Raw genomic sequence first — 19,666 nt, 5'->3', positions numbered from 1 at the left:
GACAGGGTGCGTTGGTCGCCGCCGGCGCCGCCTTTGCGCGAGGAAGACCTTACGGCCGTTGCAGCAGTTCCTGGTGCGCCGAGCGCAGCATGGTTTCGGTGGCGGCCCAGTCGATGCAGCCGTCGGTCACCGAACAGCCGTACTTCAGCTGCGACAGGTCGAGCGGGATCTTCTGGTTGCCGCCAACGATGTTCGATTCGATCATCACGCCGACCAGCGAACGGTTGCCGTGGCGGATCTGCTGGATGACGTCGGACATCACCAACGGCTGCAGCTCGGGCTTCTTGTAGCTGTTCGCGTGCGAGCAGTCGACGACCAGGTTGGCCGGCAGGCCGGCCTTCTGGAGCGCCTGCTCGGCAATGGCGACCGACACCGAATCGTAGTTCGGACGGCCATCGCCGCCGCGCAGCACCACGTGGCCGTAGGCGTTGCCGCTGGTGCGCACGATCGACACCGTGCCTTCGCCATTGATGCCGAGGAAGCGGTGCGGATGGGCCGACGACAAGATCGCGTTGACGGCGATGCTGATGTCGCCGTCGGTGCCGTTCTTGAAGCCGACCGGGGTCGACAGGCCGGACGCCATCTCGCGGTGGGTCTGCGACTCGGTGGTGCGCGCGCCGATCGCGGTCCAGGCGATCAGGTCGCCCAGGTACTGCGGCGAGATCGGATCGAGCGCCTCGGTGGCGGTGGGCAGGCCCATCTCGCAGACGTCGAGCAGGAAGCGGCGCGCTTTTTCCATGCCGGCGTCGACGCGGAACGAGTCGTCCATGTCCGGATCGTTGATGTAGCCCTTCCAGCCGGTGGTGGTGCGCGGCTTTTCGAAGTACACCCGCATTACCAGCAGCATGGTGTCGGCTACTTCGGCCTGCAGCTTCAGCAGGCGCGTGGCGTAGTCGAGGCCGGCGGCCGGATCGTGGATCGAACACGGCCCGACCACCACGAACAGGCGCTTGTCTTCGCGGTCGATGATGTTGCGCAGGGCCGCGCGCCCTTTCATGACGGTGGCAAAGGCGCTGTCGGTAAGCGGCAGCTTCGCGTGCAGCTCGACCGGGGTTGGCATCCGGCCGAACGAGGTGACGTTGGTATTTTCGATATCTGGGATGATCATGATCCGGCTTCTTTTGCGTGGGGGTATCTAACAGTCTAGCGTTAATTCGCCGGAATTGCTGACAGGGAGCAAAAATAGAGCGGTGCCTGCATGTAAAAACTTCAACCGGGCCCGACACCACGGTTGTCAGGCCGGTCCCCCACGATAGACGCCAAAAAAACCGGTTACGCTGTCAGGATCCTCAGGTCGAACGCGCGCTCGACCAGCCAGACCGCGGCAATTAGCATGATCAGCGCCGAACCGGTCGTCAGCAACTGCCGATACAGCCAGGTTTTGCGCAGCGCGAAAGCGATCGGCAGGAAGGCGCCGACGATGGCGAGTTGGCCAATTTCGACACCAACATTGAAGCCGAGTAGCGACAACAACAGCGTGGACTGCGGCAGCCCAAGATCAGCCAGCACCCCGGCGAAGCCGAAGCCGTGGATCAGGCCGAATAGGAAGGCGACCACCGGTCGACGCCCGCGAAACAGCGGCCACAGGTTGTTTAGCGCCGCCAGCACCACCGATGCGGCGATCGCCGACTCGACCCAGCGCGACGGCAGCGACAGCACGTGCAAGCTGGCCAAACTGAGCGTCAGCGAGTGCGCCAAGGTGAATGCAGTAACGACCTTGAGGACGTCGATGAAGGCTGCCTTGATAGTCTGGCTTTGGCGCGCCGCCGCCGGCATCAGCACCGCCGGCAGCAGCAGCGAGAGCAGGAACAGGATGTGGTCGAAGCCGATCCAGATATGCCACACGCCGTGCCGCACGTAGTCGCGGAATTGGGCCCAGCGGCTCGGCGAAGCAAGCGACAGCGATTGGCGCGCCTGCTGCGGATCGAAGATGGCGCTCGAGCTTTGGCCATCGTGATCGAGCCGCACCAGGCCCTTGTGCTGCGGATCGATGTCGGCAAACAGACGGTAATTGATGGTGAGGGCGTCGATGGCAGCCGCGCAGGCGGCGGTAAAGCGCAGCACTGTGTAGGCGCCGTCGGTGTGCTGGTCGATCAGTTGTTCGCCGGCCACGATCGGACAGGCGCCCGGGCCCGCCGACAGCGCCAGCCGCTCCAGCGCATAGGTGGCGATGACCTGATGCTGGGCGCGGACTTCGTCCCAGGTCAGCGCGCCGTCGCCGTTCTGGTCGAGGCCCAGCGCGTAGTCGAGGTCGCGCAGCGCGATGTCCCACTGACCCTTCACCTGCTGGTCCTTGACCGACAGCGTTAGGTAGCTGTCGCTCGGCTTGTGTGCCTGCGCTGGCGCGAGCGCGAGCATCAGCAGGACCGATAGCAGCGCGCGCATCATGCGCCTGTTCCAAGTTGCTTGGCCAGCCGGGCCAGCACGACGTCCTCGACACGATTGCTGCGAATCCACTCGAGCACCGGCGCGGCTGCCGGCCGGTCGCCCGCATGCAGCGCAGCTTCAAGCAGCACGCGCATGTCGGCCGATTCCTTTTGCACCGTCCAGTTTTTTTGCGCCAGCACGAGCGCCGTTTTGCTGTCGCCGCGCAGCTGCAGTTCATAGCGCGCCTGTTCGCGTTGGTGCACACTGTCGCCGCGCTGCATGGCGGCGCCGAAGCGCGCGCGCAATTCGTCGTCGGCGCGGCGCAATGCATCCTGCTGTCCGGGGATTTGCTGCAAAGCCAGCGCGTAGCGCAGCAGCAGGGCGTCGATGCGTGTCTGCTCCTGCACCAGCGGCAGTACGTCGCGCGGACGACCCTGGTCGAGCAGAAAGTCGCAGTAGGCGCCGACCAGGTAGCTGTCGCGCGGCGTCAGTGCCAGCGCGCGTCGGTAGCGCTGCTCGGCCAGTGCCGCCGCGCCGCGCCGGCCGGCCATTTCGGCCAGCAGCGTCAGCGACCACGACCGCACTGCCGGGTCGGCGTCGCCGCCGCGTTCGAGGGTGGCGTCGAGCAGCGCTTCACGGGCCGCCGCGCGCCCATTCATGCCCGCTACATTGGCGATGCAGGTGATGGCCACCAGTTCGTTGGCCAGCGATGACAGGCGCGCGCAGCTTGCGGTAGCAGCGGCGTACTCGCCGCGCACGGTCTGCACCGTGGCGCGCGTCAGCCATGCCTGTCCGTTGGCCGGATCGGCGGCGACGACAGCGTCAAGGTCTTGCATCGCTTCGGAGAAATGATGGGTGCTTTGCAGCAGCGTGGCGCGCAGCAGGCGCACCGCGTGCGGCGGTGCCGGGCTGCTCCACCAAGGCGCCAGCGCGGCCTGCGCGTAGCCAAAATAGCGCGGATCGGTTTCGGCGCGCGCGGTGACTATGTAGCGTTGGGCGATGCTGGTGGCCAGCTCCAGGTCGCGCGGCTTGGCCGCCAGTTGCGCGCGCAGCTGGCGCAGCGCCAGTTGCGCCGGATCAGTGCGCATTGGCAGTTGTTCGATGATGTCGTCGCCGCGCTTGGGCGTGTAGGGGGCGGCGTGGAGCGCCGTCGCCAGCAGCGTCAGCACACAGGCGAAGTATGCAAATCGGGTCGACATGGTGTATCCGGTGAATTTGGGAAGGGAAGGGAAGGGAAGCCAATACCGGCCGGGCAACGCTGCCCGGCCGGTCATGCTACTGCGCCTTACAGCGGCGCCGGCTCACTGTCTTCCGGCGCGGTCGCCACCAGAGCGTCGATGTTGCCCGCTTCGGTATCGTCCGGCGCCGCTGACACTAGCCCGCTGATGGCAGCGGAGAAGGCGTCCAGCATGGCGGCCAGCGGCACGCTCGGCGTCGGCGTTGGCGTCGGCGCGGTGTAGGTACCGCTGCCGCTGCCGCAGCCGGCGATCAGCAGCGCGGCGCAGATCAGGCTCAATTTTTTCATGGTGTTTTCCTGGTTAAGTGATTGATGCCGTCCTTATTTCTGCGGCGAGCCTGGCAACGGCGTCTTCAAATACGGAAAAGTCGGATTGAAGAACGTCTCGTCGAGATAGGCGCCGTCGGTAAAGCGGATGGCGCCGGCCGGCGCGTCGGCAGGCACGCAGCCGATGCTCAGCGTGCATAGCTTGCCCATTACCACGCGCAACGCGATGTCGACGACGTCGTCGCCCGGACGACGGCCGTTCGGAAAGCCAGCATTGTCGCCGCCGATCACGCCAAGGCGATGCTGTGCACCGACCGCGGTAGCGGCGATCGAGGTATTCAGGCGCAGCATTTCGGACGCTGTAACCGTCTTCGGCTGGTTCACGCCCTTGATCCCGGTGAGGAAGGCGGCCACCAGGTCATTGCGCGGGAAGTTGGTCGGCGCCTTGACGCCGGCCGAACCGTACAGTACTTCGACCAGCGCCGGCAGGGTCGGGTTGGTGACGTAGTCGGCGAACTGCGCATCGGCCGACGGTTTGCTGTGGTTGAACTTGTCCTTGTCTTTCAGGCCGATCACCACTTCATTCACCAGCGGCATGCCCAGGCGCGATACCTGGGTCCAGGCGCCGCCTTCGCGCGAAACGTCGGCGTCCGACTTGGGCGTCGGATTGATCAGGCGACCCTGGCGCAGGCTGGCAGTGGTCCAGCCGCCGATCACCGGGTCGCCGGCAGTGGCGCTGAGCAGGCAGGCGGTCGGCACTTCCAGTTCGATCGCGGTGACGTTCTTGAAGGCGAGGTCGTCCTTGGCGCCTTTCTCGGCATTAGCGTCGAACTCGACGGCCGGCGCCTTGATGTTGATAAGGTCGAACGTTTCGCCCAAGTTGACCGCGAACGAGTCCTTACGCTGGCCGACGAACATGCGCGCCGGCGTCGCGCAGCCGGGGATGTTGACGGCATACACGTGCTTGGCGGCATAGGCTTCGTAATTGGGAATGGACTTGTTGCCGATGTTGTCGATCGGCTTGTCGAAGGTGCTGCCGCTGCCGTCGGCGTTGGTGACGGCGGCGCGGCTGCCGGCACGGCGATCGCCCCGCACCACGCTGACGGTGTAGGTTTCGCGCAGGTTGACGCCAGCTGCATTGGGGCCGTCGATGGCGCCGCCGTTAATCACCAGCGGGATCGACACCTTCTTGCCGCCGATGGTGAACTGGGCATCCTTGTTGGTGTTCTTGAAGCGAAACTGGAACGTCAGGTCTTCCTTGGCGTCGCCATTGTTGTCGATGTGGATCTCGTAGAGCGCGTCCGGGTCCATCGAAAAATAGTTAGGGCCGCCGTAGGCATCTTGCAACGGCATGTAGTTGGCGACCAGCGTGGTGTACTCGGCGCGCCCAGTCTGGTAGCTGCGGAACATGTAGAAGTCGGTGCCGTCGACTTTCGGCTGGCGGGTAATAAACGGCGCTTCACGGTGGCTCGACGCCATCGCCGACGGTGCCAGTCCGACGGCCAGCAGGTTGCCGACGATCAGGGCGCCGATGCTGGCTCTTTTGCTCATCTGTTTCATTTATTGCTCCTAGAATGGTTTGGTCGCCGTGTGGTGGCGCCTGGTTATACGAGGTGGTTTAGGCAATGGATTCACTTTTTAACAAAAATATTGCGCCGCCCGGTGTAAGCTTTGTCCATGGACACTTCTTTTACTACCTCTGCTGACCCCGGTTCCTTTGCCGCCGCCCACTTCATCAAGGAAATCGGCCGCGGCAAAAAAGGCGCGCGCAGCCTGGCGCGCAATGACGCCCGCGCGCTGTACGGCGCCATGCTCGATGGCCGCGTGCTTGAGCTCGAAATGGGCGCCATCATGCTGGCCATGCGCATCAAGGGCGAGTCGGTCGACGAGATCGCCGGCTTTCTCGACGCGGCCGAAGCTTCCTTTCCCTTGCTGCCGACGCCGCCTGGCCCATACGCGCCGGTACTGATCCCGAGTTACAACGGCGCGCGCAAGATGGCCAATTTGACGCCCCTGCTGGCGATGCTGCTGGCGCGCGAGGGCGTGCCGGTGCTGGTGCACGGCGTCAGCCGCGACCCGGGCCGGGTCACCAGCGCCGAAATCTTCGCCGAACTCGGCTTAGGCCTGGCCGCCTGCGCGGCCGACGTCGAAGCGGCCCATGCACTCGGACGTCCATGCTTCATGCCGGTCGAGCAGCTGGCGCCTAAAATGGCTTATCTGCTGTCGCTGCGCCGGCGCCTCGGCGTGCGCAACTCGACCCATACGCTGGTCAAAATCCTGCAGCCATACCAGGGGCCGGCGTTGCGCCTGGTGTCGTACACCCATCCCGAATACCTGGCGACGCTGGGCGACTATTTTACGACTGCGGCGCCAAGCGGGCGCGGCGACGCCTTCCTGATGCGCGGCACCGAAGGCGAGACGGTCGCCAACGCCAACCGCGCCAACCAGATCGACTGGTTCCACGCCGGCGAGCGCACGATCCTGGTGCAGCGCGACGCGCCGACGGACGAATTGGCGCAGGTTCCGCCCGACCGCGATGCAGCCACCACCGCCGCGTGGATTCGCCGCGCCCTGAGTGGGGAGGTACCGGTGCCGCCGTCGATCCTCGAACAAGTGGCACAGTGTTTGCTAGTCTCCAAGGCAATACAGGCAAACACTGGCGGCAATCATGCAGAGAACAGCTAAGGTATGGCTGGTGGGGGCAGGACCGGGCGATCCGGAGCTGCTGACGTTAAAGGCGACACGGGCGATCGCCGCGGCTGCCGTTCGACCGCCCAGGATTTTATCGAGCGCCTGATGGTGCCGGAGGCGCAAGCGGGCCGCTGCGTGGTGCGGCTCAAGGGCGGCGATCCGTTCGTCTTTGGCCGCGGCGGCGAGGAACGCGCTTTTTTGATGGCGGCCGCAATCGAGGTCGAAGCGGTCAACGGCATCAGCAGCGGACTGGTGGCGCCGTCCTCGATCGGCATACCGCTGACGCACCGCGACTGGAGCTCGGGCGCGATTTTTGTTACCGGCCACGAGCGCCAGGATCAACACGATACATGTGATACATCTGATCGACGACCTGGCGGCCTCGGGGCTGGGCAGCCCGAGCATTATCGTCGTGGGGGACGTGGTGCGTTGCGCTGATCAGGCAAATGGGGTCCCCGCGTGCGCGAGGACGACGGCTATTGATGCCCTATGCCGGTCGTCCCCGCGTGCGCAAGGACGACGGCTATTGATGCCCTATGCCGGCCGTCCCCGCGTGCGCGAGGACGACGGCTATTGATGCCCTATGCCGGCCGTCCCCGCGTGCGCAAGGACGACGGCTATTGATGCCCTATGCCGGTCGTCCCCGCATGCGCAAGGACGACGGCAATTGATGCCCTATGCCGGTCGTCCCCGCGTGCGCAAGGACGACGGCAATTGATGCCCTATGCCGGTCGTCCTCGCGCACGCGGGGACCCCATTCAGCTCGCTTAGCCAACAAGCTCCGCGCAGTTTACAATCACGCCTTTAGTGATTAGCGGAATCGGCAGCAACCATGGCAAAACAATTCGATGTAGCGGTAATCGGCGCCGGCGCCGCCGGCATGATGTGCGCGGCTGTGGCCGCCCAGAACGGCAAGCGCGTGGTGTTGATCGATCATGCCGCCAAGCTGGCCGAAAAAATCCGCATTTCCGGCGGCGGGCGCTGCAATTTTACTAACATCAACACGGCGCCGGCCAATTTCCTGTCGGCCAATCCGCACTTCGCCAAGAGCGCGCTGTCGCGCTACACGCCGCATGACTTCATCGCGCTGGTGAAAAAACACCGCATCGGTTATCACGAGAAGCATCGCGGCCAGCTGTTCTGCGACGATTCGGCCGAATTGATCATCGGGATGCTCAAGGACGAGTGCGCCGCCGGCGGCGTCACCTGGCGCATGCCGACCAAGGTCGAGTCGATCGACAAGACGCTCGAGGGCTTTTTGCTGGCCACCGACACCGGCGACATCTTGGCCGACAACGTGGTGATCGCCACCGGTGGGCTGTCGATCCCGAAGATCGGCGCCACCGACTTCGGTTTGCGTATCGCCACCCAATTCGGCTTAGGCGTCGTCGAGCCGCGCCCGGGCCTGGTGCCGCTCACGTTTGACGGCCCGAGCTGGGAGACTTTCGCGCCGCTGGCCGGCATCGCCCTTGAAGTCGAGGTCGAGACCGGCTCCGGAAAAGGCAAGGGCAATGTAAAAGGCAAGTTCCGCGAAGACTTGCTGTTCACCCACCGCGGCCTGTCCGGCCCGGCCATCCTGCAAATTTCCAGCTACTGGCAGCCGGGCACGCCGATCATCGTCAACCTGCTGCCGGAAATCGACGTGGCCGAGGCGCTGATCGAGGGCAAGGCGACGCTGAAAAAACAGATGGGCAACATCTTGTCGCAGTGGCTGCCGGCGCGCCTGGCCGAAGGGCTGCTGGCAGCGCACGGCTTCGCCCTCGACGCGCGCCTGGCCGACATGCAGGACGCCCGGCTGCGTAAGCTCGGCGACGCCATCAACCGCTGGTCGATCGTGCCGGCCGGCTCGGAGGGCTACCGCAAGGCCGAGGTCATGCTGGGCGGTGTCGACACGCGCGAACTGTCGCAGCAGACCATGATGGCCAACAAGGTGGCGGGCCTGTATTTCATCGGCGAAGCGGTCGACGTGACTGGCTGGCTGGGCGGTTACAATTTCCAGTGGGCATGGGCGTCAGCCGCTGCCGCGGGGATTGCGCTGGCCGGCGAAAGGTGACACAAACCCGGCAAAACGGCGCCGCAACCAGGGGGCTATGGCAAAATAGCTCAGTAAAAAGCTTCCCCTGCGCGGAAAACGATGCTAGAATCTCGTTCCTCCCCTAATCTAACGGTTTGATTTTTACATGACCACTATTCGCCTTAAAGAAAACGAGCCGTTCGAAGTCGCCATGCGTCGCTTCAAGCGCACGATCGAAAAAACCGGTCTGCTGACAGAACTGCGCGCCCGCGAGTTCTATGAAAAGCCAACGGCTGAGCGCAAGCGCAAGCTGGCAGCTGCCGTGAAGCGTCACTACAAGCGCATTCGCAGCCAACAACTGCCTAAGAAATTATTCTAAGATTGCTAGTCCAGTGATCCGGTGACGGCGATTGCCTCCCCGGATGATGGTCTGAAGCGTCGCAGGCCCGCTCCGGTATAACCGCAGCGGGTTTTGCCATTTGTACTTCATCAGTAAGACTTTCAAAGTGAGGATGACATGAGCTTAAAAGAACAAATCACCGAAGACATGAAAACCGCGATGCGGGCCAAGGATGCCGGCAAGCTGGGCACCGTGCGCCTGATCCTGGCTGAAATCAAGCGCAAGGAAGTCGACGAGCGCATCGAACTGAACGACGAGCAGGTGCTGGTGATCCTTGAAAAAATGATCAAGCAGCGCAAGGATTCGATCACCCAGTTCGAAGCGGGCAACCGGGCCGACCTGGCCGACATCGAAAAGGCCGAACTGGCCGTACTGGCGACCTACATGCCGGCCGGCCTGTCGGAAGCCGAGATCGGTGCCGCTGTCGCCGAAGCAGTTGCTGCCTCGGGCGCCGCCGGTCCGCAGGACATGGGCAAGGTGATGGCGATCATCAAGCCGAAAATGCCGAAGGGTACCGACATGGGGCTGGTCTCGACCATGATCAAAAAGGCGCTGACGTAGGGGGCTGCCCCCTGGAAGCCGCCGGAGCCCGTCAGTTGTCCTAAATCAAGCTGATGCGACCCCGGCGGTATAGTCTGACTTTCAATAAAGACTGTTCATCGACCGTGATTCCACAATCATTTATTACCGATTTGCTCAACCGGGTCGACATCGTCGACGTGGTCGGCCGTTACGTCCAGCTGAAAAAGGGCGGCGCCAATTTCATGGGCTTGTGCCCGTTCCACAACGAAAAATCCCCCAGCTTCACGGTCAGCCCGACCAAGCAGTTCTACCACTGCTTCGGCTGCGGCGCCCATGGCACCTCGATCGGCTTCCTGATCGAATACTCCGGCATGGGTTTCGTCGATGCGGTCAAGGACCTGGCGCAAAACGTCGGCATGGTGGTGCCGGAAGCCGACGACAAGATCGCGCCGGCCCAGCGCGCCGCCAACCAGGCCCAGTCGCTGGCGCTGACCGACGCCATGACGCAAGCGTGCGACTTTTACCGTGGCCAGCTGCGCGGCGCCGACAACGCCATCGCCTACCTGAAGAAGCGCGGCCTGACGGGCGAAGTGGCGGCCCGCTTCGGCATGGGCTACGCGCCGAGCGGCTGGGACAGTCTGAAAGCGGTGTTCCCCGACTACGACGCGCTGGCCCTGGTCGAAGCGGGCCTGGTGATCGACAAGGTCGATGAAGACGGCGGCAACAAGAAGCGCTACGACCGCTTTCGCGAACGCATCATGTTTCCGATCCGCAACACCAAGGGCCAGGTGATTGGCTTCGGCGGTCGCGTGCTCGATCAAGGCGAGCCGAAATACCTGAACTCGCCGGAAACGCCGCTGTTCCAGAAGGGTTTCGAGCTGTATGGCCTGTTCGAAGCGCGCCAGGCGATCCGCGACGCCGGTTACGTGCTGGTCACTGAAGGTTATATGGACGTGGTTGCGCTGGCGCAGTTGGGCTTTCCGCAAGCGGTGGCCACGCTCGGCACTGCCTGCACCTCGACCCACGTGCAAAAGTTGCTGCGCCAGACCGATAGCGTCATCTTCAGCTTCGACGGCGACCGCGCCGGCCGCAAGGCGGCCCGCCGCGCCCTCGAAGCGTGCCTGCCGCAAGTGTCCGACAACAAGGCCATCAAGTTCCTGTTTTTGCCTACCGAGCACGACCCGGACAGTTTCGTGCGCGAGCGCGGCTTCGAAGCGTTCGAACAAGAAATCAATGAGGCAATGCCGTTGTCGCAATTTTTGCTGCGTGAGGTGGCGGGCGAAAACGACCTGACGACACCGGAAGGGCGCGCCCGCGCCCAGTTCGACGCCAAGTCCTTGTTGCAGGCGATGGCACCGACCTCGCTGCGCCTGCAGATCGTGCGCGGGCTGGCCAGCATGACGCAGTCAACCCCGGCAGAGATCGAAACGTTGTTCGAACTGGCAAAGCCGGTGTCGGTGGCGCGCCGGGCGCCGCCGCGCAAAGGCAGGCCGCAACCGGTCGGGCTCGAGCTGCAGATCCTGCGTATTTTGGTGGCCCACCCGCCGCTGTGCTTCGAGCTCGACGAAGCTGCCTTGCAGTGTTTTGACTTTTTCGGCGCCGAATCGGCGCAGCGGCTGCGGCAACTGGTAGCGACCGGCCAGGCACTGGGGCCGAATGGCGGCTTCGCTGCGTTTTCCCAGCACCTGAAAGAGGCAGGCGTCGAATACGACAGCCTGATCGCCGAAATCGCTTCTGAACCCGAATCGGACCTTGACGCGGTCAAACTGTGGCTGTCGGGCGCTGTGAGACAGATCAAACTGGACGCATTAAAACTGGAGCTCAACCAGTTGTTTTCTTCCGGACTGACCTCAGATCAGATCGGAGTTCGTTACCGCGAAATTACTGCCATGCAAGAAGAGCTGAGGCGCGAAATTGCTGCCGATATGACGCAGCGATAAGTTGCTAATTAGGTTGCTAACTAATTTGATAACTAAGTTGTAAAAATTGCTCCATATCAAGGGGTTGCCATGACTGGAAAAAGTTGGGCTGCATGCTATAATAAAACGATAAGTATTGTTTCCTTTGAAATGATCCTCTCTTTCAAAGCGACACGGTATGTCAGGCAGTTTGGCTCTTGATCAGCGCGAAACGGTGGCGTCGGCAGCTAGGGCAAGCTTTGGGCGCATTGGCGCAATGTGCAACAGCGGCAAACACGAGTTTGCCTCGCACCCAATCCGGCTCACGCCCCCAACCGCCGCTGTGTTGCAGTAGATTACTGCCGGAAACGGCAGCGCGGAACGTGTTTGCGATGTGATGTAAAGGTGTAAGAGTGCAGCAGTGCCAGGCTGGCCCGCGAGGGTTGGCCGGGAGACGTAGGCCCGGATAGGGCGGCAACAAACTTTATCTAATTCCACCGTAAAGCTAGTCGTTGTGACATCGAAAGCGCCTGTGCCAATCAAGAAACCCGAATCCAGAATGGCTGAAAAGCCAAGAAGCATGTCCGCCAAGGTGGATGATGCTCCAGACAAGACTGAAACTCGCACCGCGAGCACCACGCCTGTCGTCAGCCAGACCACCGACGCCGCCACCCTGGCCGCAATTGACACGTCCGGCTACGTCTTGCCGTCGGTCAAGGTGCCGGGCCGGCGCGGCCGCAAGCCGAAGGAATTCCAGCCCGAAAACGATGAAGTTGCCGCCCTGAACGCGGTCGAGCGCGCCGAACTGAAGGCGGTCGACAAGGCCAAGGCGAAAGACCGCAAGGCCAAGGAAAAGGCGTTGCTGAAAGACGCGTTCTCGTCGGACACCGAAGCGACCGAGGAAGAACTCGAGCGCCGCCGCCAAAAGCTCAAAACCCTGATCAAGTTCGGCAAGGAACGCGGCTTCCTCACGTATGCCGAGATCAACGACCACCTGCCCGAGAACATCGTCGATCCCGAAGCGATCGAAGGCATCATCGGCACCTTCAACGACATGGGCATTGCCGTCTACGAGCACGCGCCGGATGCCGAGACGCTGCTGCTGTCCGACAACGTTGCTACCGTCACCAGCGATGACGAAGCCGAAGCGGCCGCCGAAGCGGCGCTGTCGACGGTCGACTCCGACTTCGGCCGCACCACCGACCCGGTCCGCATGTACATGCGCGAAATGGGCTCGGTCGAGCTGCTAACCCGTGAAGGCGAAATTGAAATCGCCAAGCGCATCGAAGACGGCCTGAAAGACATGATCCAGGCGATCTCGGCCTGCCCGGTGACGATCGCCGAAATCATTTCCGCCTCGATCCGCATCCAAAACGACGAAACCAAGATCGACGAAATCGTCGACGGCATGGTCGACAACGAAGACAACGTCGCCGTCGTCGTGCCGCCGGTCGCATCCGACGACGACGACGAAGGCGAAGAGGGCGACGAAGAGGAAGAAGTCGAAGAAGAGGAAAACAACGCCTCCGGCGCCGCCGGCTTCTCGGCCGAACAGCTCGAAGCGTTGAAAGTGCAAGCGCTCGGCAAGTTCGAGATCATCTCGGTCCAGTTCGACAAGATGCGCAAAGCCTACGAAAAAGAAGGCTACAACTCGAAAGCCTACGTCAAGGCGCAGGAAACGATTTCCAACGAGCTGCTCGGCATCCGCTTCACGGCAAAGGTCGTCGAAAAGCTGTGCGACACCCTGCGCGGCCAGGTCGACGAAGTGCGCCACATCGAAAAGCAGATTCTCGACGTTGCAGTGAACAAGTGCGGCATGCCGCGCGCCCACTTCATCAAGGTCTTCCCGGGCAACGAAACCAATCTCGACTGGGTCGATGGCGAAGTCAACGCGGGCCACGCCTACAGCGCCATCCTCGGGCGCAACATCCCGACCATCAAGGAACTGCAGCAGCGCCTGATCGACCTGCAAGCGCGCGTCGTGCTGCCGCTGCCGGACCTGCGCAACATCAACCGCCAGATGGCTGCCGGCGAAATGAAGGCGAGAAAGGCCAAACGCGAAATGACTGAGGCCAACCTGCGCCTGGTTATTTCGATCGCCAAGAAATACACCAACCGCGGCTTGCAGTTTCTCGACCTGATCCAGGAAGGCAACATTGGCTTGATGAAGGCGGTCGACAAGTTCGAATACCGCCGCGGCTACAAGTTTTCGACCTATGCCACCTGGTGGATCCGCCAGGCCATCACCCGCTCGATCGCCGACCAGGCGCGCACCATCCGCATTCCGGTGCACATGATCGAGACGATCAACAAGATGAACCGCATCTCGCGCCAGATTTTGCAGGAAACCGGCGCCGAGCCGGACCCTGCCACCTTGGCCATCAAGATGGAAATGCCGGAAGACAAAATCCGCAAGATCATGAAGATCGCCAAAGAGCCGATCTCGATGGAAACGCCGATTGGCGACGATGACGACTCCCACCTGGGCGACTTTATCGAAGACAACAACACGCTGGCGCCATCGGACGCCGCCTTGCACGCCTCGATGCGCGGTGTCGTCAAGGACGTGCTCGATTCACTGACCCCGCGCGAAGCGAAGGTGCTGCGCATGCGCTTCGGCATCGAGATGTCGACCGACCACACGCTCGAAGAAGTGGGCAAGCAGTTCGATGTCACGCGCGAGCGCATCCGCCAGATCGAGGCCAAGGCGCTGCGCAAACTGCGCCACCCGTCGCGCTCCGACAAGCTGAAGAGCTTCCTCGAAGGAAACTAAGGCTTGACGCGGGCAGGGCAAACGCCCTATCCTCTCGCCACTTCGTTCCGGACCAGCGCCGGACGGTGGCGAGTTGGCGCAACTCCCGCCGCACCGATTTCGGGCCTCTAGCTCATGCTTGGTTAGAGCAGCGGACTCATAATCCGTTGGTGCCGTGTTCGACTCACGGGAGGCCCACCAGAATTAGCTTTGAAAATCAAATGGTTGCACGCTTGCGCTTGCAGCCATTTTTTATGCGTGCTCGATTGTCGGATGCCATGTAGCGGACGGGTAAGCAAATTCTTCAACGATAATCAACGCAGCGCTGCCGTCCATTTTTGGCGAGCGCCAGTGTGTATCTTCAAAAACGTTTTTGCCAACGTAGCGTCCAAGTCAGCGGCAAAGACTGTGACCTGTCGGGAACCGGCCTGCCTGCGCGGGCCCCTTTCGCTATACTGGCGTAAGCCAACCAAAAAGGAATTATATGCAAGAAATAACCACCGCCACCGCCGAGCTCGAGCAGCAGGAAGACTACGCTATCGCTGGCCTCGGTGCACTTCTGTTCAGATGGAAAAAAGAGCACGACAGCATTCTTCCTGCTATCGGCCTGCTTAGCGAACTGATGCAAGCCTTGAACGAGACTGCCAAGGAAGCCTACGAAATGGAAGGCACCGACGTTGAAAAGCTGGCCCGGGTTCGCTCCGCTGTTTGCCAGCGGATTGTGGACGAAATGGGGGCCAACGAGGACCCCGAGACCCCCGAGTAACGCTCTTTTTTGAACAAACCCCCGCGCTGAATCGCCCGGGGGGCTGGTATATATCTTGTTGCCGCTTCGTTTCGGACCAGAGCCGCACGGTGGTGAGTTGCCGCAACGTTCGCCGCAGTGATTTCAGGCCTCGATTTTTCAGTCGGACTCAGACCACAGCTTCCCCCCAGTCGCCCAGTTTTCCCGTTTGACATCCTCGATGATGATGTCGACCGATCCGGCGCTACACGCAAGCGTCGCCACCGTCGCCTCGGTGACGGCTTTGACGAAGGCACGCTTTTGTTCGACCGTGCGGCCTTCGAATAATTGAACGTTAATGGTTGGCATGGCTTTCCTTTTGTTTATTAAAAAATATTAGTTGCGATACGACGGCGACAGCACGTCGAGCATGCGCAGCAGCGCCGGCCATTCGAGGATGCCTTCTGGAGTGCCGTCACCGATCAAGTCCCGGTAAGTTTTTGCGCAGACGTCGGGCGGCTGCATATTCAATGGGCCGCCGCCGGATTGTGCTTTTAACTGGAAGGCGCAGGCTTTGTCCAATGTATCCATCAAGACGTACGCCTCCGCAATCGTCCGACCGCTAATCAAGGTGCCGTGATTACGCAACAGCATGGCCGGATAGTCGCCGAGGTGCTCGATCAGCCGCGTCTGCTCAAGCGGCGACAGCGCCAGGCCTTCGTAGTCGTGGTAACCGATCTGGCCGTAGAACCGCATCGCATGCTGCGACAGCGGCAGCAAGCCGGCTTGCTGCATGCCGACGGCGACGCCATTCTCGTTATGCAAATGCATGACGCACATGGCGTCCGCGCGCGCGGCGTGGACCGCGCCGTGGATGGCAAAACCGGTCACGTTCACACGGCTTGCCTGATCGCCGATGATGTTGCCTTGCAAATCGATTTTCACGAGCCTGGAAGCGGTGATTTCGTCGAAACGATCGCCGAATGGATTGATCAGGAAGTGGCCCGCTTCGCCCGGCACGGTGGCCGAGATATGGGTGTAAATCAGGTCGTCCCAGTGTTTTAATGCACACAGACGGTAACACGCGGCGAGGTCGACGCGCACCTGCCATTCGGCGGCGTCGATGGCGGCCGATGCAGGTTTGATGGATGAGATACTCATTGATGACCTTAAATGAATTCCGGTGTGGCCGTACCGTCCCGCGCCCGGGCGCGCGGCACCAGCCACTGACAAGCGAAATTATAAAGTCATTGCCCGCATTGCGCCGGCCAGGCGTCATGCCTTCACCCGGCTTGCATTGGGGGCATGCCGAGATTGCAAGTCAGAAGAGGCGAGACCGGTACCTCGGTACCTCGGTACCTACGCGTGGTGGTCCCGCCATGCAGCTACCGCCGGCGCCACCGGCGCACGCCCGCCAGGCCGGCCAGTCCCGCTACCCACATTGCCAGGTGGCCCGGTTCCGGTATGGGCGCTGCGACCAGGAAGCCGCGAATTTCGCCGGCCGGATAAGCCGTGCTGTGGAGGTTGAAGTAAGCGGTGCCCGCTATCAGTCCGGCCAAAAGGTCGGCTTCTGCCAGGGCCGGGGTGCCGCCACTTGCGCTGATAAACGCCGGGTTATACGTGCTTGCCGACAGCAGGTCGAACGTCATGTTGTATGTGCCGGTAACGACGCCAAGCGGAAACATGGAAAAAACCGGCAGCATCGTCGCCACCGACGCCGTGCCGCTCAAGGGTTCGGGCGTGCAGCAGTGGATATGGGCGGTGGTCGTGGTGCCGACGAGGCCGGAAAAACTCACGTTCAACTTCATCGTGTTGGCGACGTCGTCGATCAGCACTGCCACCGTGCCGGTGCCGGGCGAGGTGTTGGGCGGCGCTTCTTTGGCGCCGCTCAAGGTGGTGGTGTAGTTGGTAACGGTGGCCTGGGCGGCGCTGGCGACGCCGAGCAGGATAGTGACGAGCAAGGGTGACAGAAGGTGGCGCATGGAATTCCTCGTACAGTGAAGCGGGCCGGAACCCTGTGTGGAGAAGTGAAACATGCATCGTGCCCGCCGGCGCCAACAGACGACAAAAGCGCCATGGCGGCTCCTTTGTCCTCCCTTGCCGTCGGCATAACGAAAGACACTTGATTATTCGACCACCCTCTGGTGACAGCGTTCAGCTACCCGGCAGATTGAGGATATTCCCACACTAGCTGAACTGTCGAGCCACGCAGCTGCCGCTGGCACGGATCGCCCTGGAGCGAAACTGTCCCCGGCGCGATATGCGCGCAACATTGAAATGTTCAGTTGCCAACTTGGCCTTAAAATGAATAATCCGACAAACAAAAGGACGAAGTAATGACAATTTTAATGATCGGTTTGGCAATTTTCTTGGGCCTTCACTCGGTGCGCATGGTTGCCGGCGGATGGCGCCAGGCGCAGATCGCGCGCCGGGGGGAGGATTCCTGGAAGCTGGGTTTCTCGGTGCTGTCCGCCGTCGGCTTGGGGCTGGTCATCTGGGGTTACGGCGTTGCGCGGCAGGCGCCAGTGGTGCTGTGGAACGCGCCTGCAGGGATGCGCCATGCCGCCGGCCTGCTGACGCTGTTCGCTTTCATTCTGCTGGCGGCAGCCTATGTGCCGCGCAATCACCTGAAGGCGCGGTTTCATCATCCGATGGTGTTGGGCGTGAAAGCGTGGGCCGTCGGGCACCTGCTGGCGAACGGCACGCTCGCCGACTTGCTGTTGTTCGGCGCCTTCCTGGCCTGGGCGGTGCTGGCGTTCATCGCTGAACGCAGGCGCGATCGGCTCGCCGGCATTACCTATGCCGCCGGCACCGCACGCGGTACCTCGATGGCCATCGTAATTGGCGCCGTGGCGTGGGCGGTGTTCGCTTTCTGGCTGCACGGCGCGCTGATCGGGGTGCTTCCTTTCAGGTCGGGCGCCTGATAGCTAGACCGTGCCTATAAACAGTGTCCGCGTGCCGCGCCAGCAGCTTGCGGCAGCGCTCGGCCACGCTGCGGGCAGCTTCTTCGTCGGTGGCCGGCAGCAGCACGAATTCCTCGCCGCCGGTGGCGCGCGCCTTGGCCCATTCAACCGGATACAGGGTGTCGAACCTGCGGCGGTTGGCCACGCCGGTCAGGCTGTCGCGGTAGGACAGCACTTCCAGCTCGCGCTGCAACTGCAAAATCTTGTCTTCGGCCTGCTTGCGCGCGGTGATGTCGAACATGAAGCCGACGAGCGTGGAGTCGGGAGGTGGTGAAGGCACGCGCGAAAGGCGTCGAAAGGAAATGACACCATCGTGCACTGGAAACGCTAACTGCCGCCAAGAAATTATATGTCCGGGCGGCCCAGCAGCGGCCACCCGGACGCAGGACAGTTCCTAGCGAGCCGGCAGCGGATACGTCGCCACGCTGACGTTGCCATCCTTGTCGACCGCCTGTACGCCAAAAAACACATTGTCTTTCGACAGCGCCATCGTGGCCGACGTCACCTTGCCGACGAACTGGCTGCCTTGCCATTGGGCGGCGGTGGTGTCGCGCCAGACGACGCGGTAGCCGGCCAGGTCCGGTTCGACGTTGGCCTGCCAGGTCAGCTCGGTGCGGTTATCCAGCTTGGCGGTGCGCAGTTTGACTTCCTGCGGCGCCGCCGGCGCCAGCGCCAGCGACGCCAGCGCGGCGGCGTTGATGCGCGTTACTTGCGCGATGTAGGCCGGGTCGACGAATTCGAGCAGGTCGCCGTACTGCAGCGCGCCTTCCTTGCGCACGTTCTGGTGCTGGTGGTTGAAGTTTTCGGCCGGCTCGGTGAAGCGCAGGGCGGCGAAGCCGCGGTCGAGGAAGGGGGCGTGGTCGCCGCCGCGCAGGTAGCGGTCGCGCCGCGTGATGACGGTCACTTTGAAGTCGTCGACATAGCGTTCGCCAACCTCCTTGACGTGGCGCGCCAGCTGGCGCGGCAGCGAATCGTTTTCGCCGCCGGTGGCGATCAGGGTGCGCAGGCTGTCCGGCATGTCCTTGAGTGCCGGGATGCCTTCGGCGAACAGGCGCACCTGGGTATTGTCGCGCTTGCCTTCTTCGTTGTAAGAGCTGCCGATGATGTCGTTGGTGAACATGCCGGCGATGTTGAGCTTTTTCTGTTTCGCTTTTTCGGCATAGTCGGCGGCGCCGTACAGGCCTTGCTCTTCGGCGGCGACGGCCATGAACACCAAGGTCGCGTCGAACTTGTGACGCGCCATCACGCACGCCAGCTCGATCACGGCGGCGGTGCCGGAAGCGTCGTCGTTGGCGCCGGGGGCGTCATTGACGGCATCGTTCTCGTCGGTGTTGCGCGAATCGTAGTGGCCGCTGACGACGTACATGCGCTCGCGCGATTCGGCCTGCAAGCCGGGCAGGGTGGCGACGACGTTGACGATCTCGGTCGGGCGTGAGATGCGCCGGTCGACCGGATGCAGGTGGCTGTCGAAGGCGACTTGAAGGCGGCCGCCGGCGACCGCGCCGCATCGCTCGAACTCGGCCTTGATCCAGCGCCGCGCCGCGCCAATGCCGCGCGTGTCGGAGACGGTGTCGGACATCGTGTGGCGGGTGCCGAAGCTGACCAGCTTGTCGATGGTGGCCTGGATGCGCTGTGGCGAGATCTCGCGCACGATGGCGTCGATCTGGGCCTGGCGGGCGCCGGCGTTCGGTTCGGCGGTCGTGGTAGTTACTGTGCTAGTTACTGCGGCAGCTCCAGCGGCGCCGGCCGCGGCCAGCAGGACCGCCAGCAGCGATTGTTGGGAAACGGTGAGGGACATTCAAAAATCCTTAAAAGGCGATCGTGTAAAAAA

Annotated in this window: 17 protein-coding genes, 1 tRNA gene and 2 pseudogenes; 10 read left to right on the top strand and 10 right to left on the bottom strand. The window is 62.5% G+C overall.

What is annotated here, in order from left to right:
* Positions 1-49: 49 nt before the first annotated feature.
* The 5 genes from CR103_RS07495 to CR103_RS07475 form a co-directional block, all read right to left on the bottom strand.
* Positions 50-1,108 (bottom strand): 3-deoxy-7-phosphoheptulonate synthase, encoded by a 1,059-nt coding sequence (locus tag CR103_RS07495; RefSeq protein WP_099915364.1) that lies wholly within the window; start codon positions 1,106-1,108, stop codon positions 50-52.
* Positions 1,109-1,272: 164 nt separating this feature from the next.
* Complete coding sequence (locus CR103_RS07490; protein ID WP_099915363.1) at positions 1,273-2,388, bottom strand: HupE/UreJ family protein; 1,116 nt, start codon at positions 2,386-2,388, stop codon at positions 1,273-1,275.
* Entirely contained in the window at positions 2,385-3,566 is a 1,182-nt protein-coding gene (locus tag CR103_RS07485) for a tetratricopeptide repeat protein (RefSeq protein ID WP_099915362.1), read from the bottom strand. Before CR103_RS07485 ends, CR103_RS07490 begins: the two co-directional genes overlap by 4 nt.
* Positions 3,567-3,652: 86 nt before the next feature.
* Positions 3,653-3,892: a hypothetical protein gene (locus tag CR103_RS07480; protein WP_099915361.1), complete on the bottom strand. Its 240-nt coding sequence runs from the start codon at positions 3,890-3,892 to the stop codon at positions 3,653-3,655.
* A gap of 33 nt (positions 3,893-3,925) precedes the next feature.
* Positions 3,926-5,422, bottom strand: a complete 1,497-nt coding sequence (locus CR103_RS07475) for a DUF4331 domain-containing protein (RefSeq protein WP_370659427.1) — start codon at positions 5,420-5,422, stop codon at positions 3,926-3,928.
* Positions 5,423-5,548: 126 nt separating this feature from the next.
* Between CR103_RS07475 and ybiB the strand changes: the two genes are divergently transcribed.
* From ybiB to CR103_RS07430, 9 genes and pseudogenes are all read left to right on the top strand, one after another.
* The gene (gene ybiB / locus CR103_RS07470) at positions 5,549-6,556 is read left to right on the top strand and encodes a DNA-binding protein YbiB (protein ID WP_099915359.1); all 1,008 of its coding nucleotides are present in this window, start codon (positions 5,549-5,551) and stop codon (positions 6,554-6,556) included.
* Positions 6,540-7,000: pseudogene (locus CR103_RS07465) on the top strand (SAM-dependent methyltransferase). Before ybiB ends, CR103_RS07465 begins: the two are co-directional and overlap by 17 nt.
* Positions 7,001-7,394: 394 nt before the next feature.
* Positions 7,395-8,615 carry a BaiN/RdsA family NAD(P)/FAD-dependent oxidoreductase gene (locus CR103_RS07460; RefSeq protein WP_099915358.1) on the top strand — a complete coding sequence of 407 codons (1,221 nt, stop codon included), beginning with the start codon at positions 7,395-7,397 and terminating at the stop codon, positions 8,613-8,615.
* Between the two features lie 127 nt (positions 8,616-8,742).
* A complete protein-coding gene (gene rpsU / locus CR103_RS07455; RefSeq protein ID WP_008451879.1) occupies positions 8,743-8,955 on the top strand; it encodes a 30S ribosomal protein S21 in 213 nt (70 codons plus the stop codon).
* A 138-nt stretch (positions 8,956-9,093) separates the two neighbouring features.
* Positions 9,094-9,537 carry a GatB/YqeY domain-containing protein gene (locus CR103_RS07450; RefSeq protein WP_099915357.1) on the top strand — a complete coding sequence of 148 codons (444 nt, stop codon included), beginning with the start codon at positions 9,094-9,096 and terminating at the stop codon, positions 9,535-9,537.
* A 104-nt stretch (positions 9,538-9,641) separates the two neighbouring features.
* Positions 9,642-11,438: a DNA primase gene (gene dnaG / locus CR103_RS07445; protein WP_099915356.1), complete on the top strand. Its 1,797-nt coding sequence runs from the start codon at positions 9,642-9,644 to the stop codon at positions 11,436-11,438.
* Between the two features lie 538 nt (positions 11,439-11,976).
* Positions 11,977-14,169, top strand: a complete 2,193-nt coding sequence (gene rpoD / locus CR103_RS07440; RefSeq protein WP_370659426.1) for an RNA polymerase sigma factor RpoD — start codon at positions 11,977-11,979, stop codon at positions 14,167-14,169.
* Between the two features lie 101 nt (positions 14,170-14,270).
* Positions 14,271-14,349 (top strand) — tRNA-Ile (locus CR103_RS07435).
* A gap of 283 nt (positions 14,350-14,632) precedes the next feature.
* Positions 14,633-14,914: a hypothetical protein gene (locus CR103_RS07430; protein WP_099915354.1), complete on the top strand. Its 282-nt coding sequence runs from the start codon at positions 14,633-14,635 to the stop codon at positions 14,912-14,914.
* Positions 14,915-15,052: 138 nt separating this feature from the next.
* Here the strand turns inward: CR103_RS07430 and CR103_RS07425 are convergent, their stop codons facing one another.
* From CR103_RS07425 to CR103_RS07415, 3 genes are all read right to left on the bottom strand, one after another.
* On the bottom strand, positions 15,053-15,259 hold the full coding sequence (locus CR103_RS07425) for a 4-oxalocrotonate tautomerase (RefSeq protein WP_267873978.1): 207 nt from the start codon (positions 15,257-15,259) through the stop codon (positions 15,053-15,055).
* A 9-nt stretch (positions 15,260-15,268) separates the two neighbouring features.
* On the bottom strand, positions 15,269-16,033 hold the full coding sequence (locus tag CR103_RS07420; RefSeq protein ID WP_099915352.1) for a class II aldolase/adducin family protein: 765 nt from the start codon (positions 16,031-16,033) through the stop codon (positions 15,269-15,271).
* Between the two features lie 224 nt (positions 16,034-16,257).
* A complete protein-coding gene (locus CR103_RS07415) occupies positions 16,258-16,854 on the bottom strand; it encodes a CHRD domain-containing protein (protein ID WP_099915351.1) in 597 nt (198 codons plus the stop codon).
* A gap of 354 nt (positions 16,855-17,208) precedes the next feature.
* Here CR103_RS07415 and CR103_RS07410 point away from each other — a divergent pair, with 354 nt between their 5' ends.
* Positions 17,209-17,796: an NnrU family protein gene (locus CR103_RS07410; protein ID WP_099915350.1), complete on the top strand. Its 588-nt coding sequence runs from the start codon at positions 17,209-17,211 to the stop codon at positions 17,794-17,796.
* A 34-nt stretch (positions 17,797-17,830) separates the two neighbouring features.
* Here the strand turns inward: CR103_RS07410 and CR103_RS07405 are convergent.
* Positions 17,831-18,088: pseudogene (locus CR103_RS07405) on the bottom strand (sensor domain-containing diguanylate cyclase); the annotation flags it as partial.
* A 141-nt stretch (positions 18,089-18,229) separates the two neighbouring features.
* Positions 18,230-19,633 carry a M20/M25/M40 family metallo-hydrolase gene (locus CR103_RS07400; protein WP_099915349.1) on the bottom strand — a complete coding sequence of 468 codons (1,404 nt, stop codon included), beginning with the start codon at positions 19,631-19,633 and terminating at the stop codon, positions 18,230-18,232.
* Positions 19,634-19,666: the final 33 nt, after the last annotated feature.

This window comes from Massilia psychrophila, from assembly GCF_002760665.1.
Lineage (GTDB): Bacteria > Pseudomonadota > Gammaproteobacteria > Burkholderiales > Burkholderiaceae_D > JAFCUW01.
Note: the sequence above shows the minus strand (reverse complement) of the source record. Positions and strands in the feature narration are given on the sequence as shown.

Bases quoted from the DNA above. Each gene is read 5' to 3' on its own strand.
- CR103_RS07495 (WP_099915364.1), bottom strand. From the start codon at position 1,108: ATGATCATCCCAGATATCGAAAATACCAACGTCACCTCGTTCGGCCGG.
- CR103_RS07490 (WP_099915363.1), bottom strand. From the start codon at position 2,388: ATGATGCGCGCGCTGCTATCGGTCCTGCTGATGCTCGCGCTCGCGCCA.
- CR103_RS07485 (WP_099915362.1), bottom strand. From the start codon at position 3,566: ATGTCGACCCGATTTGCATACTTCGCCTGTGTGCTGACGCTGCTGGCG.
- CR103_RS07480 (WP_099915361.1), bottom strand. From the start codon at position 3,892: ATGAAAAAATTGAGCCTGATCTGCGCCGCGCTGCTGATCGCCGGCTGC.
- CR103_RS07475 (WP_370659427.1), bottom strand. From the start codon at position 5,422: ATGAGCAAAAGAGCCAGCATCGGCGCCCTGATCGTCGGCAACCTGCTG.
- ybiB (WP_099915359.1), top strand. From the start codon at position 5,549: ATGGACACTTCTTTTACTACCTCTGCTGACCCCGGTTCCTTTGCCGCC.
- CR103_RS07460 (WP_099915358.1), top strand. From the start codon at position 7,395: ATGGCAAAACAATTCGATGTAGCGGTAATCGGCGCCGGCGCCGCCGGC.
- rpsU (WP_008451879.1), top strand. From the start codon at position 8,743: ATGACCACTATTCGCCTTAAAGAAAACGAGCCGTTCGAAGTCGCCATG.
- CR103_RS07450 (WP_099915357.1), top strand. From the start codon at position 9,094: ATGAGCTTAAAAGAACAAATCACCGAAGACATGAAAACCGCGATGCGG.
- rpoD (WP_370659426.1), top strand. From the start codon at position 11,977: ATGTCCGCCAAGGTGGATGATGCTCCAGACAAGACTGAAACTCGCACC.
- CR103_RS07430 (WP_099915354.1), top strand. From the start codon at position 14,633: ATGCAAGAAATAACCACCGCCACCGCCGAGCTCGAGCAGCAGGAAGAC.
- CR103_RS07420 (WP_099915352.1), bottom strand. From the start codon at position 16,033: ATGAGTATCTCATCCATCAAACCTGCATCGGCCGCCATCGACGCCGCC.
- CR103_RS07415 (WP_099915351.1), bottom strand. From the start codon at position 16,854: ATGCGCCACCTTCTGTCACCCTTGCTCGTCACTATCCTGCTCGGCGTC.
- CR103_RS07410 (WP_099915350.1), top strand. From the start codon at position 17,209: ATGACAATTTTAATGATCGGTTTGGCAATTTTCTTGGGCCTTCACTCG.
- CR103_RS07400 (WP_099915349.1), bottom strand. From the start codon at position 19,633: ATGTCCCTCACCGTTTCCCAACAATCGCTGCTGGCGGTCCTGCTGGCC.